Annotated in this window: 11 protein-coding genes; 7 read left to right on the forward strand and 4 right to left on the reverse strand. The window is 69.3% G+C overall.

What is annotated here, in order from left to right; translation table 11 throughout:
* The first annotated feature begins 246 nt into the window (after positions 1-246).
* Entirely contained in the window at positions 247-639 is a 393-nt protein-coding gene (locus ACZ5ZX_RS09245; protein WP_465501483.1) for a hypothetical protein, read from the forward strand.
* A 94-nt stretch (positions 640-733) separates the two neighbouring features.
* Here ACZ5ZX_RS09245 and ACZ5ZX_RS09250 read toward each other — a convergent pair whose 3' ends face one another.
* Positions 734-1,435 carry an IclR family transcriptional regulator gene (locus ACZ5ZX_RS09250; protein WP_005158149.1) on the reverse strand — a complete coding sequence of 234 codons (702 nt, stop codon included), beginning with the start codon at positions 1,433-1,435 and terminating at the stop codon, positions 734-736.
* Between the two features lie 79 nt (positions 1,436-1,514).
* Between ACZ5ZX_RS09250 and leuC the strand changes: the two genes are divergently transcribed.
* The 4 genes from leuC (at position 1,515) to ACZ5ZX_RS09270 (ending at position 7,428) form a co-directional block, all read left to right on the forward strand.
* Entirely contained in the window at positions 1,515-2,933 is a 1,419-nt protein-coding gene (leuC, locus tag ACZ5ZX_RS09255; RefSeq protein ID WP_465501484.1) for a 3-isopropylmalate dehydratase large subunit, read from the forward strand.
* Positions 2,934-2,974: 41 nt separating this feature from the next.
* Complete coding sequence (gene leuD, locus ACZ5ZX_RS09260; RefSeq protein WP_465501485.1) at positions 2,975-3,577, forward strand: 3-isopropylmalate dehydratase small subunit; 603 nt, start codon at positions 2,975-2,977, stop codon at positions 3,575-3,577.
* A 253-nt stretch (positions 3,578-3,830) separates the two neighbouring features.
* Entirely contained in the window at positions 3,831-4,499 is a 669-nt protein-coding gene (locus ACZ5ZX_RS09265) for an HU family DNA-binding protein (protein WP_465501486.1), read from the forward strand.
* Positions 4,500-4,674: 175 nt separating this feature from the next.
* Complete coding sequence (locus tag ACZ5ZX_RS09270; protein ID WP_465501487.1) at positions 4,675-7,428, forward strand: AfsR/SARP family transcriptional regulator; 2,754 nt, start codon at positions 4,675-4,677, stop codon at positions 7,426-7,428.
* 84 nt (positions 7,429-7,512) lie between these two features.
* Here the strand turns inward: ACZ5ZX_RS09270 and ACZ5ZX_RS09275 are convergent, their stop codons facing one another.
* Genes ACZ5ZX_RS09275 through cofC form a run of 3 tightly spaced genes read right to left on the reverse strand, consistent with a single transcriptional unit; the run spans position 7,513 to position 11,451 of the window.
* Positions 7,513-8,448, reverse strand: a complete 936-nt coding sequence (locus ACZ5ZX_RS09275; RefSeq protein ID WP_465501488.1) for an NUDIX hydrolase — start codon at positions 8,446-8,448, stop codon at positions 7,513-7,515.
* Positions 8,445-10,763 carry an RNA degradosome polyphosphate kinase gene (locus ACZ5ZX_RS09280; protein WP_465501489.1) on the reverse strand — a complete coding sequence of 773 codons (2,319 nt, stop codon included), beginning with the start codon at positions 10,761-10,763 and terminating at the stop codon, positions 8,445-8,447. Before ACZ5ZX_RS09280 ends, ACZ5ZX_RS09275 begins: the two co-directional genes overlap by 4 nt.
* A 58-nt stretch (positions 10,764-10,821) precedes the next feature.
* Positions 10,822-11,451, reverse strand: a complete 630-nt coding sequence (gene cofC, locus ACZ5ZX_RS09285) for a 2-phospho-L-lactate guanylyltransferase (RefSeq protein WP_465501490.1) — start codon at positions 11,449-11,451, stop codon at positions 10,822-10,824.
* A 96-nt stretch (positions 11,452-11,547) separates the two neighbouring features.
* On the opposite strand from cofC, the gene ACZ5ZX_RS09290 reads away from it, so the two are divergent.
* Together ACZ5ZX_RS09290 and ACZ5ZX_RS09295 are read left to right on the forward strand one after the other, a co-directional pair.
* Positions 11,548-12,252: a lysophospholipid acyltransferase family protein gene (locus ACZ5ZX_RS09290; RefSeq protein ID WP_044855490.1), complete on the forward strand. Its 705-nt coding sequence runs from the start codon at positions 11,548-11,550 to the stop codon at positions 12,250-12,252.
* A complete protein-coding gene (locus ACZ5ZX_RS09295) occupies positions 12,252-13,265 on the forward strand; it encodes an NAD(P)H-dependent glycerol-3-phosphate dehydrogenase (protein WP_465501491.1) in 1,014 nt (337 codons plus the stop codon). The genes ACZ5ZX_RS09290 and ACZ5ZX_RS09295 overlap by 1 nt, the downstream gene beginning before the upstream one ends.
* Positions 13,266-13,422: the final 157 nt, after the last annotated feature.

Here is a 13,422-nt window from a genome sequence, read left to right on the forward strand (position 1 = left end):
GATCGAGCGGGGAAGATTCCGGACGCTCAACGTCCGGAATCTTCCCCACCCGGACCGGCCCAGCAAACCCGCACAAGCCCCACACCAGTGGGTAAGCAAAGGCGAGCCCCTCAACGAGGCCTTCACGGACATCAATCCCTGGAACCGGTGTCACCGCCCTGACCGTGACCGGCCGCGCTCCGCCTTCCGTCCCGGATGTGCCATGCTCGACAGCGCACGAGGCGGCGAAACCGAGAGGTGACGAGGGTGTCCATCTGGGCAGGCGTGATCAATTTCGTCCGGGCGCGGTACGAGGTGCTCGAAGAGCGGGACGGCTGGCTCCGGTTCCGGGCCGACACCGAGGACGGCCGCGGCCAGCAGGTGTCCTTGCACCACTTGCCCGACCACGACGGCGCGGAGTGGGTGGAGATCTCGTCTCCGGTCGGCTGGGCGGACAAGATCGACCTGCGGCGCCTGCTCGAACTGGCGGGCGGTGATTCGGTCGGCGGCGCGGCCGTGGTGGACGGTGTCGCACTGCTCAAGCACACGATTCCGTTGATCGACCTGAACCTGGTCAACGAGTTCGAACATCCGCTGAAGGCCCTCGTCGCCCGTGCCGACGCGTTCGAACACGAGCTGACCAAGGCCGACGAGTTCTGATAGGACGGTCGTCCTTCGCGTGAAGGCCCCCTTCCCTCGGCTGGTCATTCAAAACCAGGGCCGAGGGAAGGGGGCCTTCACGCGGTTCAAGGAGTCACAGGCGCTCCTGCAGCGCGTCCGCGGCGGCGAGCAGGTCCGCGGCCCAGCGCGCCCCCGGTTTACGCCCTATGCGTTCGATGGGCCCGGAAACCGACACCGCGGCGACCACGGTGCCCGTCGAATCCCGGACCGGAGCCGAGACACTCGCCACACCCGGTTCCCGTTCCGCCACGCTCTGGGCCCAGCCGCGGCGGCGGACTTCGAGCAGCGTGCGCTCGCCGTAGACCGCCTCGGAGAGGATCGTCCGCTGCGTATGCGGATCCGACCACGCGGCGAGGACCTTCGCGCCGGAGCCCGCGGTCATCGGCAGCCGTGAGCCGATCGGCACCGTGTCGCGGAGACCGCTCGGCGGCTCCGCGGTCGAGACACAGACGCGCTGGACGCCGTCGCGGCGGTAGAGCTGAACGCTTTCCCCGGTGATGTCGCGCAATTTCGGCAGTACCGAACTCGCCGCGTCGAGCAGCGGGTCGGTCGAACCGCCCGCCAGTTCCGCGAGCGCGGTACCCGGCCGCCACCGCCCGTCGGGCCCGCGGCGCAACAGACGATGCACCTCGAGGCCGACCGCGAGCCGGTGCGCCGTCGCGCGCGGCAAACCGGTCCGCGTGCACAGTTCCGCCAGGCCACAAGGATCTTCGGCCACGGCCTGAAGCACGGCCACGGCCTTGTCGAGTACTCCGATACCGCTATGCTGTCCCACAAGCCGATACTATCTTCCCGAAGTTTGAGATGTCCAGATGGTGGGAAGTACCGATTTCACCGCATGTGAGGAGCCGGAAATGCCCCGGACACTGGCCGAGAAAGTGTGGGAGTCGCACCTGGTGCGGCGCGGCGAGGGGGCCGAGCCCGACCTGCTCTACATCGACCTCCACCTGCTGCACGAGGTCACCAGCCCGCAGGCGTTCGACGGACTCCGCCTGGCAGGCCGGAAACTGCGCCGTCCCGACCTCACCATCGCGACCGAGGACCACAACGTCCCGACGATCGACATCGAGCTGCCGATCGCGGATCCCGTGTCCCGTACCCAGGTCGACACCCTTCGCAACAACTGCAAGGAGTTCGGCGTCCGGCTGCATCCGATGGGCGACGCCGAACAGGGCATCGTGCACGTCATCGGCCCGCAGCTGGGCCTGACCCAGCCGGGGATGACCGTGGTGTGCGGCGACAGTCACACCTCGACGCACGGCGCGTTCGGCGCGATGGCCTTCGGGATCGGGACCTCCGAGGTCGAACACGTGATGGCGACCCAGACCCTGCCGCTCCGTCCATTCAAGACGATGGCGATCACCGTCGACGGGGAGCTGCGTCCCGGCGTCACGGCGAAGGACGTCATCCTCGCGGTGATCGCGAAGATCGGCACCGGCGGCGGGCAGGGCTACGTCCTCGAATACCGGGGCAAGGCCATCGAGAACCTGTCGATGGAAGCCCGGATGACGGTGTGCAACATGTCGATCGAAGCGGGCGCGCGCGCCGGGCTCATCGCGCCGGACGAGACGACGTTCGCCTACCTGAAGGGCCGTCCGCACGCGCCGCAGGGCGCGGACTGGGACGCCGCCGTCGAGAACTGGCGTGAACTCCGCACGGACGACGACGCCGTCTTCGACGCCGAGGTGCACCTGAACGCCGACGAGCTCACGCCTTTCGTGACCTGGGGCACGAACCCGGGCCAGGGGCTCCCGCTGGGCGCCGAAGTGCCCGACCCGGAGAAGATCGGCGACGAGAACGAGCGCGTCGCCGCCGAGAAGGCCCTGTCCTATATGGACCTCAAGCCGGGCACACCGCTGCGCGAGATCGCGGTGGACACCGTCTTCCTCGGCTCCTGCACGAACGGCCGGATCGAGGATCTGAGGGCCGCCGCGGACGTCCTGCGCGGGCACAAGGTCGCCGAGTCGGTCCGGATGCTCGTGGTCCCCGGCTCGATGCGGGTCCGGAAGGCGGCCGAAGCCGAAGGCCTGGACCGGATCTTCACCGACGCGGGCGCGGAATGGCGCCAGGCGGGCTGCTCGATGTGCCTCGGCATGAACCCGGACCAGCTCAAGCCGGGTGAGCGCAGCGCGTCGACCTCGAACCGCAACTTCGAAGGCAGGCAGGGCAAGGGCGGCCGGACGCATCTGGTCTCCCCGCTCGTGGCCGCCGCGACGGCCGTGCGGGGAACCCTGTCCAGCCCCGAAGACCTGCTGCCCGCCACCGCCAGCTGACATCGCTGACATCGCCGACATCGCTGAGGAGTTTCATCACCATGGACGCGTTCACCCACCACACCGGCGTCGGGGTCCCGCTGCGCAGGTCCAACGTGGACACTGACCAGATCATCCCGGCGGTCTACCTCAAGCGCGTGAGCCGCACCGGCTTCGAGGACGGGCTCTTCGCCGCCTGGCGCTCCGACGAGTCGTTCATCCTCAACCAAGAGCCCTTCAAAAGCGGGTCGGTCCTGGTCGCGGGCCCGGACTTCGGCACCGGTTCCTCCCGTGAGCACGCCGTCTGGGCCCTGATGGACTACGGCTTCCGGGTCGTGATCTCTTCCCGGTTCGCGGACATCTTCCGTGGGAACTCGGGCAAACAGGGCCTGGTCGCCGCTCAGGTCGAGCAGGCGGACGTCGAACTGCTCTGGAAGCTGCTCGAAAACGAGCCTGGGACGGAGGTCACGGTGGACCTCGAGTCGAAGACGGTACGAGCCAAGGACTTCACCGCGCCCTTCCAGATCGACGACTACACCCGCTGGCGGCTCCTCGAAGGGCTCGACGACATCGCCCTGACACTCCGCCACGCGGATGAGATCGACACTTTCGAGTCCCAGCGCCCCTCCTGGAAGCCGGTGACCCTCCCGGCGGCCGCTTCCTAAGGCCCGTCGAAGGGGGCGGATTCCCTTGCTGAGCAGGGAATCCGCACCCCGGCCGAGGCTCTCCAAGACAGCCCCGAAACCACACCGAACGGCACCTCAAGAGGCCCTGGAGGGGTCCCTCAAGAGGCGGAACCGCCCCCGAGACAAGGGAAATTTCCGCGCGTCGTTTGGAATTTGTGCTGCATTGGTAATACCGTGTGCGCTAAGTCGGCCGACGGGGCCGTGTACAAGTAGTTCTTCTTGGAGGACTGGAATGGCCAACAAGGCCCAGCTGATCGAGGCGCTGTCGGAGCGCCTGGGCGACAAGAAGGTCGCGTCGGAGGCCGTCGATGGCCTTGTCGACATCATCATCCGGACGGTCAACAAGGGCGAGAAGGTGAACATCACCGGCTTCGGTGTGTTCGAGAAGCGCGCCCGCGCCGCCCGCACCGCGCGGAACCCGCGCACCGGTGAGACCGTTCGCGTCAAGAAGACCAACGTGCCCGCCTTCCGCGCGGGTACGACCTTCAAGGACGTCATCAGCGGTTCGAAGAAGCTGCCGAAGGCCACCGCTGTGAAGCGTGCGACCGCCGGCACCACCACCCGGACCGCCGCCACCCGCGCGACGACGACCCGGACGGCCGCCAGCCGCCCGGCCGCGACGCGTTCCACCACCACGCGGACCCGCGCCGCCGCGACCACGACGCGCGCCGCCGCGAAGCCGGCCGCCAAGGCGACCGCGACCAAGGCAGCGGCCAAGACGACCGCCACCAAGGCGGCGCCGAAGACCGCGGCGAAGGCCACGACGACTCGCGCCACCACGGCCAAGAAGGCGACCGCCACCAAGGCCGCCGCGAAGCCGGCCGCCAAGGCGACGACCGCCAAGGCTCCCGCGAAGAAGGCTCCGGCCAAGCGGACTTCGGCGGCCGCGAAGAAGAAGTAAGCTCCCTCTCCACGAGTGAGCCAACGGCAGGGCCCCGCGCACGGCGCGGGGCCCTGCCGCTGTTTTCATGGTCTTCGCCACGGAATGTCGGGGAACCCCGTTCGGCGGCCGGCTCGCTGTGCCACGCTTCTCGCGGGGGACGGGACGGGGGAACACAGTACTGGCAGGACTGGGGGTGGCCATCATCGAAATCCGGCTTCTCGGCCCGTTCCGGGTGATCGTGGACGGGGTACCGCTTTCGCTCGGCAGTGCCCGTCAACGCGCACTGCTGGCCACCTTGGCCCTGTCGTGCGGCCGTCTGGTTTCCATCGACACGCTCGCGCGCGGCGTCTGGGGACCCGAACCCCCGGAACGGATCCGCGGCAGCCTGCAGACGAATGTGATGCGCTTGCGGCGGTTGCTCGGCGAAGGTGTCGTCGTGACCGAACCGGACGGTTACCGTCTCAGTTCCGCACCAGCCGGGGTCGACGCGCTGCGATTCCTGAGCCTGCTCGACGAGGCCGCCGGAAAAGACCCGGCCGAGGAACGGAAACTGCTGGCGGAGGCGATCGCGCTCTGGGGCGGGACACCGCTGGAAGGCGTCGGTTCCCCCACCCTCGCCGAGGAATGGGGCCCGCTGCTCACCGAGCGGTATCTGTGCGCCGTCGAAAGGCGGATCGACCTGGATACGCCGGTAGCGGCCGACGCCGATCTCGTCGCCGAATTGACCGATCTGGTCGGCAGGCATCCGCTCCGGGAATCGTTATGGGAAAGACTCGTGCGGATTCTCGCCCGCTCGGGCAGACGGGCCGAAGCACTGGCCGGATACGCCCGGCTGCGATCGCTTCTCGTCGAGGAACTCGGTGTCGAACCGGGTGCGGAACTGCGGCGGCTGCACGCCGGACTGCTCGCCGCGGACGTGCGCGCGGAGCCCGCGGCACCGGCGCTCCCGGTACCGCGCCAGCTTCCCTTCGACGTCACGGGTTTCACCGGACGCGAAACCGAACTGGCCCGGTTGGACGGATTCCTCGACCAGGACCGGCCGACACGGATCGTGGTCATCGAAGGGACGGCGGGGGTCGGAAAGACCGCCCTCGCCGTCCATTGGTCGCATCGGCTCCGGGAAAGATTCCCCGACGGGCAACTCTTCGTAGACCTGCGCGGGCATTCCGCCGGTACGCCGGTCACCCCGATGGACGCACTGTCGGAGTTCCTGCAGGCGGTGGGTATGCCCGCCGACGTACTGCCCTCCACAGTGGAGCAACGGTCGGCCGCGCTGCGCGGCAGACTCGCCGAGACCAGGATGCTGCTGCTGCTGGACAACGCGCGTGACGCCGACCAGATCCGGCCGCTGCTGCCCGGCTCGGGCAATCTGGTCGTGGTCACCAGCAGGAACCAGTTGCGGGGCCTGGTCGCCAGGGAAGGGGCGCGGCGGATGCCGTTGCGTTCCTTGGACGAGCACGCGGCCAAGGCCCTGCTCGCCGAAAGCGTCGGCCACGCCCGGCTCGACGCCGAACCCGGCGCGGTGGCGGAACTCACGCAGCTGTGCGGTGGCTTGCCGTTGGCACTGGCGCTGGCCGGAGAGCGCGCGTCCCGGTTTTCGGGAACCTCACTGGCCTGGATCGTCGACGAACTGCGGGATCAGCGCGTCCGGCTCGACACCCTCCGGGATCCGCAGGACGCGGGCACGGATCTGCGAGCGGCGTTTTCGTGGTCCTACAAAGCGTTGCGCCCGGAGGCCGCGCGGCTGTTCAGGCTGCTCGGGCTGTTCCCGGGGGTGTCGATCCGGATCACCACCGCGGCCGTCGCGGCGGGGACCGGTGTCCTCGAAGCACGGGAACTGATCGACCAGCTGGCGTCGGCGCATTTGCTGAACCAGCCCCGTACCGACCGGTTCCGGTTCCACGACCTGTTGCGGGTCTACGCCGCGGAACTCGCCGAAGACGATCTCCCCGGTGAACGCGAAGCCGCGCTGCGGCGGCTGATCGACTGGTACACCGCCGCCGTCGCCTCGGCGAACGAACTCGTCCGGCCGGATCTGCTCACTTCGGACGTCACGCTGGAACCGGTCGACGGGCCGCGGCTCGATTTCGCCGACCGCGCCGAAGCGATGGCTTGGTATGTCGAGGAACGCCAGGCGCTCGCCGCGCTGGTCCGGAGCGCCGCCGACCATGGCTGGGCCACCCGCGCCTGGAAACTCACGTGGCTGCTGCGCGCCTTCTACGCCGAACGGCACGATCAGGAGGACTGGGTCAGCACCGGCAAGCTCGCCGTCGAGGCCACCCGGGCGGCAGGCGATCCGCTGGGCCTGCAGTACGCGGCCAACAACCTCGGGTCCGCCTACCTGCGGGCACTTCGTCCCGACGAGGGGCTGGAGATGTTGGAAGAGGCAAGGAAGGCGTCCGCGGAGACCGGGGGCTCCGAGGTCACCGTCGCGATCCTGTCGAATCTGTCGGGGGCCTACTACCTCCGCTCCCAATTCGAGAAGAGCGAAGAGGTCGCCGCCGAGGCCGCGCGCCTCGCCGCCGCCACCGGGCAGCGCACCTTCGTCCCGCACGCGCTCCTCAACATCAGCGCGAGCCGGATCGGGATGGGCGCCTTCGACGGCGCGGTCGAAGCCGCGCTGGAAGCGAGGCAGGCGTTCGCCGATCTCGGCGACCGGTACCACGCGGCACTCGCCCTCTCCAACTCAGGCGAAGCACTCGCGGGCGCGAAACGGTTCGAAGAAGCGGAGGCGAGTGGTTCCGAAGCGCTGGCCGAACTCCACGGCCTCGGCGCCGAATACGGGACCATCGACACGCTCATCACGCTGACGAAGATCATGCTGAGTACGGGCCGGACCGCGGAGGCCGAGGCATACGGAGCCGAGGCGCTGGCCGTATGCCAGCGCCTCGGTGATCCCCGTGCCGACGAAGTACGGACGTTGCTGTCCGTTCCACCCCCAGGCTGAACGGCGAGTACCGCGTCCGCCCCCCGCTGGACACGGGTGGAGTAAACCAGGGGGCGCTGTCAGTTCGCTGTCACCGCGGGGGACTCAGGGATGCGCGGGCGCGGGCGTGGGCAGAGGCGACGCGAAGTAGTCCGCCGCCACCAGCACCGGCCCGTCTTCTTCGGTCGGCGACCGGAAGGACAGCACCCAGAACGAGCCCTTCTTCGACGGCACCACCCCGCCACGCGCGGCGTGCAGGTCGACGCCGTCGCGGTCGGCCAGCGCGCTCACCACGTCCGGGATCACGCCGCCCTGGCTGGAGATCACCGGTGTCCCGCCGTCGCCCGCGATGGCCAGCAGCCGTGCGACGCCGAGCACCGGGTCCGGCCAGTAGCCCTCTTCCGACAGCAGCGGCTCGTGCCGGATCTCGACCTCGAGGTCTTCGGCGAGCCCGTTCACCGTCTGGACGCACCGCAGCCGCGGCGCCGAGAGCACCCTGGTCGGCCCGTAGTGCCGCAGCAGCGAACGCAGCGCTTCGGCCTGACGCTGGCCCGCGTCCGAAAGCGGCCGCAGGTCGTCGTCGCCGTTCCACTCGTCGCGTTTACCCGCCTTGGCGTGCCGCACCAGTACCACCGTGGTGAGGTCGGGCGGCAGCGCGGAGAACTCGCGCAGCACCCGCACGTCGCCAGGGCGCGTCAGCAGTTTCTCCGCGGCCTCCGCGTCGAGCCAGCGCAGTTCGTCGACTTCCTCGTTCGGGGCGAACTCGCCCGAAGCCACGTGGGCGGAGAAGTAGTCGACGGTCTTCGGCGCACCCGCGACGGTGTACTCGGTCCGGAACAGATACCGGCCCAGCACCGCCTCGAAGCCGGTCTCCTCTTCGATCTCGCGGACCGCGGCCTGCGCGACGGTCTCGCCCGGATCCAGCTTTCCCTTCGGCAGTGACCAATCGTCGTAGCGCGGCCGGTGGACCAGCGCGACCTCGATCCGGTCGCCGTCACGACGCCAGAGGACGGCACCCGCCGCCCGCACGACCGCGCTCATCCGGCGGCTCCGTGTCGTTTCGCCAGTTCGACCTGGTGATCGCGGACGTCGTCGCCGGAGGCGGGGAACGGCGTCCACTCGCCGGTCGAGTTCAGCACCCAGCACCGGGTCGAGGGGTGCAGCGCGGACTCGAAGATGTAGTCCAGCTGCGCCGTCAGCTTCGGATCCTTGACCCGCACCAGCGCCTCGATGCGGCGGTCCAGGTTGCGGTGCATCATGTCCGCGCTGCCGATCCACTGCGTGCCGCCCGCGCGGAAGTTGAAGATGCGCGAGTGTTCCAGGAACCGGCCGAGGATCGAGCGGACATGGATGTTCTCGCTCAGCCCCTCCACTCCCGGTTTCAGCGCGCAGATGCCGCGCACCACGATGTCGACCGGCACTCCGGCCTGCGACGCGTGGTACAGCGCGTCGATCACCTGCTCGTCGACGAGCGAGTTGCACTTGATCCGGATCCCCGCGGTCTGCCCGGCGCGTGCGAGTTCGATCTCCTCGCCGATCGCGCGCACGATGCCGCGGCGGATCCCGTGCGGCGACGTGAGGATGTTGCGGTAGGTGTCCTGCCGGGAGTACCCGGTGAGCACGTTGAACAGATCCGTCAGGTCCGCGCCGATCGTCGGATCGGCGGTCAGGAGGCCGAGGTCCTCGTAGAGTCGTGCCGTCTTCGGGTTGTAGTTGCCGGTGCCGATGTGGCAGTAGCGGCGGATGGTCGAACCCTCCTGACGCACCACCATCGACACCTTGCAGTGCGTCTTCAGCCCGACGAGGCCGTAGACCACGTGCACGCCCGCGCGTTCCAGTGTGCGCGCCCAGGTGATGTTGGCCTGTTCGTCGAACCGCGCCTTGATCTCCACCAGCGCGACGACCTGCTTGCCCGCCTCGGCGGCGTCGATCAGCGCGTCGACGATCGGGGAGTCACCGGAGGTGCGGTACAGCGTCTGCTTGATCGCCAGCACCTTGTCGTCCGCCGCGGCCTGTTCGATGAACCGCTGGACGCTGGTGGAGAACGAGTCGTACGGGTGATGCACGAGGACGTCGCCCTCGCGCAGCGTCGCGAACACCGACTTCGGCGTCTCGCGCTCACCGAACGCCGGATGGGTGGCGGGGACGAAAGGGCGGTCCTTGAGTTCCTTCCGGTCCACTCCGGACAACTGGTGCAGGCAGGTCAGGTCCAGGAGACCGGGGACCTCGACGACGTCGCGTGGGTCCACCTCCAGCTCGCGGAGCAGCAGTTCGAGCATGTGCTCGCTCATGTCCTGGGCGACTTCGAGCCGCACCGGCGGGCCGAACCGGCGCTGCGCCAGTTCGCGCTCCAGCGCCTGGAGGAGGTCCTCGTCCCGGTCTTCTTCGACCTCGAAATCCGCGTTGCGGGTCACCCGGAACGCGTGATGTTCGGTGACCTCCATCCCGGTGAACAGCTCACCGAGGTGGGCGGCGATCAGTTCCTCCAGCGGCAGGAAGGTCGCGGTGCGGTTCTCCCTCGGCTGCTGTTCGATCCGCATGAGCCGCGGCACGTTGCTCGGCACCTTGACGCGGGCGAACCGCTCGGTGCCCGCCTCCGGGTCCCGGACGGTGATCGCGAGGTTGAGCGAAAGGCCCGAAATGTAGGGGAACGGATGCGCGGGATCCACGGCCAGCGGTGTGAGCACCGGGAAGATCTGCTCGCTGAAGTAGTTGGACAGCCGGAGCTGGTCGGCGCCGGTCAGGTCGTTCCAGCCGACGATGTGGATGTCCTCGTCGGCCAGCCGCGGCCGCAGGTGCAGTTCGAAGGCGTTCGTATGCCGCTCGACCAGGTCCTGGTTGCGTTTGGCGATGTAGGCCAGCTGCTCGCGCGGGGTGAGCCCGTCCGCGCTGCGGACCGGGAGGCCCGTCTCGTCGCGGCGCTTCAGGCCGGCGACCCGCACCATGTAGAACTCGTCCAAATTGGACGCGAAGATCGCCAGGAACTTGGCGCGTTCGAGCAGCGGCTGTGATTCGTCCTCGGCCAGCGCGAGCACGCGGGCGTTGAAGTCCTGCCACGACAGCTCACGGTTGAAGTACCGGTCGTCGGGCAGCGTCTCGACGGCGGTCGGCGCCGAGGTCACCGCGGGCGGCGCGGCGGGCAGCGCGCGGAACTCCTGTGCGGGACGGCTCGCCGAACCGCCGCGCGTCGCGCGGATGGCCGCGCGCGGGGTGCTGTTCGTCTTCACCGCGGGACTGGTCTTCCTCGCCCGGACGGGCTTGGTGCCGCTGTGGTCCGGTTCCGGTTTCGCGGCGGAGGTCTTCCGCTTCCTTGCCGAGTTCGGGGTGCCGCCGTCGTTTGTGCTCACGGGCTTCATTGTTCACCACTCGGAGCGATTATGTGCGCCGCGCGCGCGTCGCCGTGGTGAACTCTCGTCACATCGCCACGCAGGGTGTTCCCAACAGCGTTGAAGTGCGCTTTCCGACACCCAGGGTGCGGACGTGAGCGAGATCATCCGCGGTGTCCACGTCGGCGCGGAGCGATTCCGCGGCGATCGTGAGCGGCGTCGCACCGGAAGCGGTGTGCGCCCGCGCGGAACCCTCGCCGAAGCGGGGTTCGAGGGCCCGGCCCGCTCCCGCGAGCAGCAGCGTCGTGCCAGTTCCCTGCCGGTCCGCGACGAAGGCCCGCTCACCGGCGGCCTCGGCGAGCGCGGCGGTGAGGTCTTCGGTCCGCAACGCGGGCAGGTCGGCCTGCAGGGCGCCGACGAGACCGGACGGGGTGTCCCGGCGCAGCAGTTCCGCGCCGTGGCGCAGGGCGGCGTTCAATCCGCCTCGCGAAGGTTCGGCGACGATTTCCACGCCCAGCTCGGCGAGATCCGCCACCGACGCCGGGTCGGCGGAGACCACCAGTACCCGGCGGACCCCGTCCGCCGAGGTCGCCGCGGCCAGCGTGTCGTACGCCAGCGCCAGCACCAGTTCGGCGTGCCGCTCGGGCACGACCGCGCCGCGAAGGCGCGACTTGCCCTGCGCCGGGCGTTTCATCGGCACGATCAGGTCCACGTCCACATCTGCATTCTTACCCGACCCTCCCTGGACCCCGCTCGTACGCGGGCGGCAGGATCTGGGGTCTGGGACGGCACGTGCGACTTCGAGGAGGACGAATTGGCCCGGCGTGAGAAGGGCGGCTTCTGGGTTGGCGTCGCCGCCGCACTGTTCTATCCGGCGACGGCCATCGCCAGGCGCGTCTACCGCGGTGAGGAGAAGATCCCCCGCGAAGGCGGCGCGCTGCTGCTGCTCAACCACGTGTCCCACATGGACCCGGCGGTGGACGCGGTGTTCGTGCACCGGCAGAAGCGGGTGCCGCGGTTCCTCGGCAAGGAGAGCCTGACCAGGACGCCGGTCTTCGGCAAGATCTTCGTCGGCGCGGGGCAGATCCCGGTCTCGCGCGGTTCGGCCGCCGCCGGTGACAGCCTCAAGGCCGCCCACCAGGCGTTGCGTGACGGCAAGGTCGTCGTGATCTATCCGGAGGGGACGATCAGCAAGGACCCCGACGGCTGGCCGAAGAAGCCGTTCACCGGCGCGGCGCGGCTCGCGCTGGAGACCGACGTGCCGGTGATCCCGATCGCCCGCTGGGGCACGAACCACATCTTCAACGGGTACACGAAGAAGTTCACGCCGTTCCCGCGCAAGACGATCACGCATCTGGTCGGGGAGCCGATGGACCTGTCCGCCTACAAGGACGGGTCCACGCGCAGCGCGTCCAAGCTGCGCGAGGTCACCGAGCTGATGATGACCGAGATCACCACCCTGCTCGCGGAGATCCGCCAGGAGGAACCGCCCGCGAAGAAGCCGGAGGACGACGCCTGATGGCCGAGGTCCAGCGGGTGACCGTACTCGGCGCCGGATCGTGGGGCACGGCGTTCGCCAAGGTGCTCGGCGACGCCGGCCGCGACGTGACCATCTGGGCCCGGCGGCCCGAGGTCGCGGCGGAGATCCGGGACCAGCACCGAAATTCGTCCTATTTGCCCGATATCGAGTTGCCCGCGCGGATCACCGCGACCGCGGAGCCGGCCGAGGCGCTCGACGGCGCGCAGGCCGTGGTCCTCGCGGTGCCGAGCCAGACGCTGCGGACCAATCTGTCGGAGTGGTCCGGTCTGCTGCCCTCCGACGCGATCCTGGTGAGCCTCGCGAAGGGTGTCGAACTCGGCACGCTCAAGCGGATGAGCGAGGTCATCGCCGAGATCGCGCGCGTCGAGGACGGCCGGATCGTGGTCGTATCGGGGCCGAACCTCGCGAAGGAGATCGCGCTCGGGCAGCCGTCGGCCGCGGTGGTCGCGTGCACGGACCACGACAACGCCAAGGCGATCCAGCGGGCGAGCTTCAACCAGTACTTCCGGCCGTACACCAACACCGACGTCGTCGGCTGCGAACTGGGCGGCGCGTGCAAGAACGTTATCGCGCTGAGCTGCGGGATGGCCGCCGGACTGGGGCTCGGCACCAACACGATGGCGACGCTGATCACCCGAGGGCTGGCCGAGATGGCGCGGCTCGGCGCGAAACTCGGCGCCGATCCGCTCACCTTCGCCGGGCTCGCCGGCGTCGGCGACCTGGTGGCGACGTGTTCCTCGCCGCTGTCGCGCAACCGGACCTTCGGCGAGCGGCTGGGCAGGGGAGAGACCCTGCGGCAGGCGCTGGACGCCGCGGGCGGGCAGGTGGCCGAGGGCGTCAAGTCGTGCACGTCGATCCGGGAACTCGCGCTGAGCCACGGCGTCGACATGCCCATCACCGACGCGATGCACCGCGTGTGCCACGAAGGGGTCGACCCGCGGCGTGCGGGAGCCGAACTGCTGGGGCGGTCGCAGAAACACGAGTGGTCCTGACCGCTGGAGCTGCCTTCACGCGCTTGGAACTCAAGGTCGGTGGCTTGGTCTTGCCGAGGGGCAAGGTGTGTGGTTGCGGGCGGGGGTCGTGAGTGGCAATGAGGGTTCTAAACCAAATAGGCCCACACGAGCGCCCGCGCGGGAACGCACATATCGT

Source organism: Amycolatopsis sp. NPDC033938, from assembly GCF_055575975.1.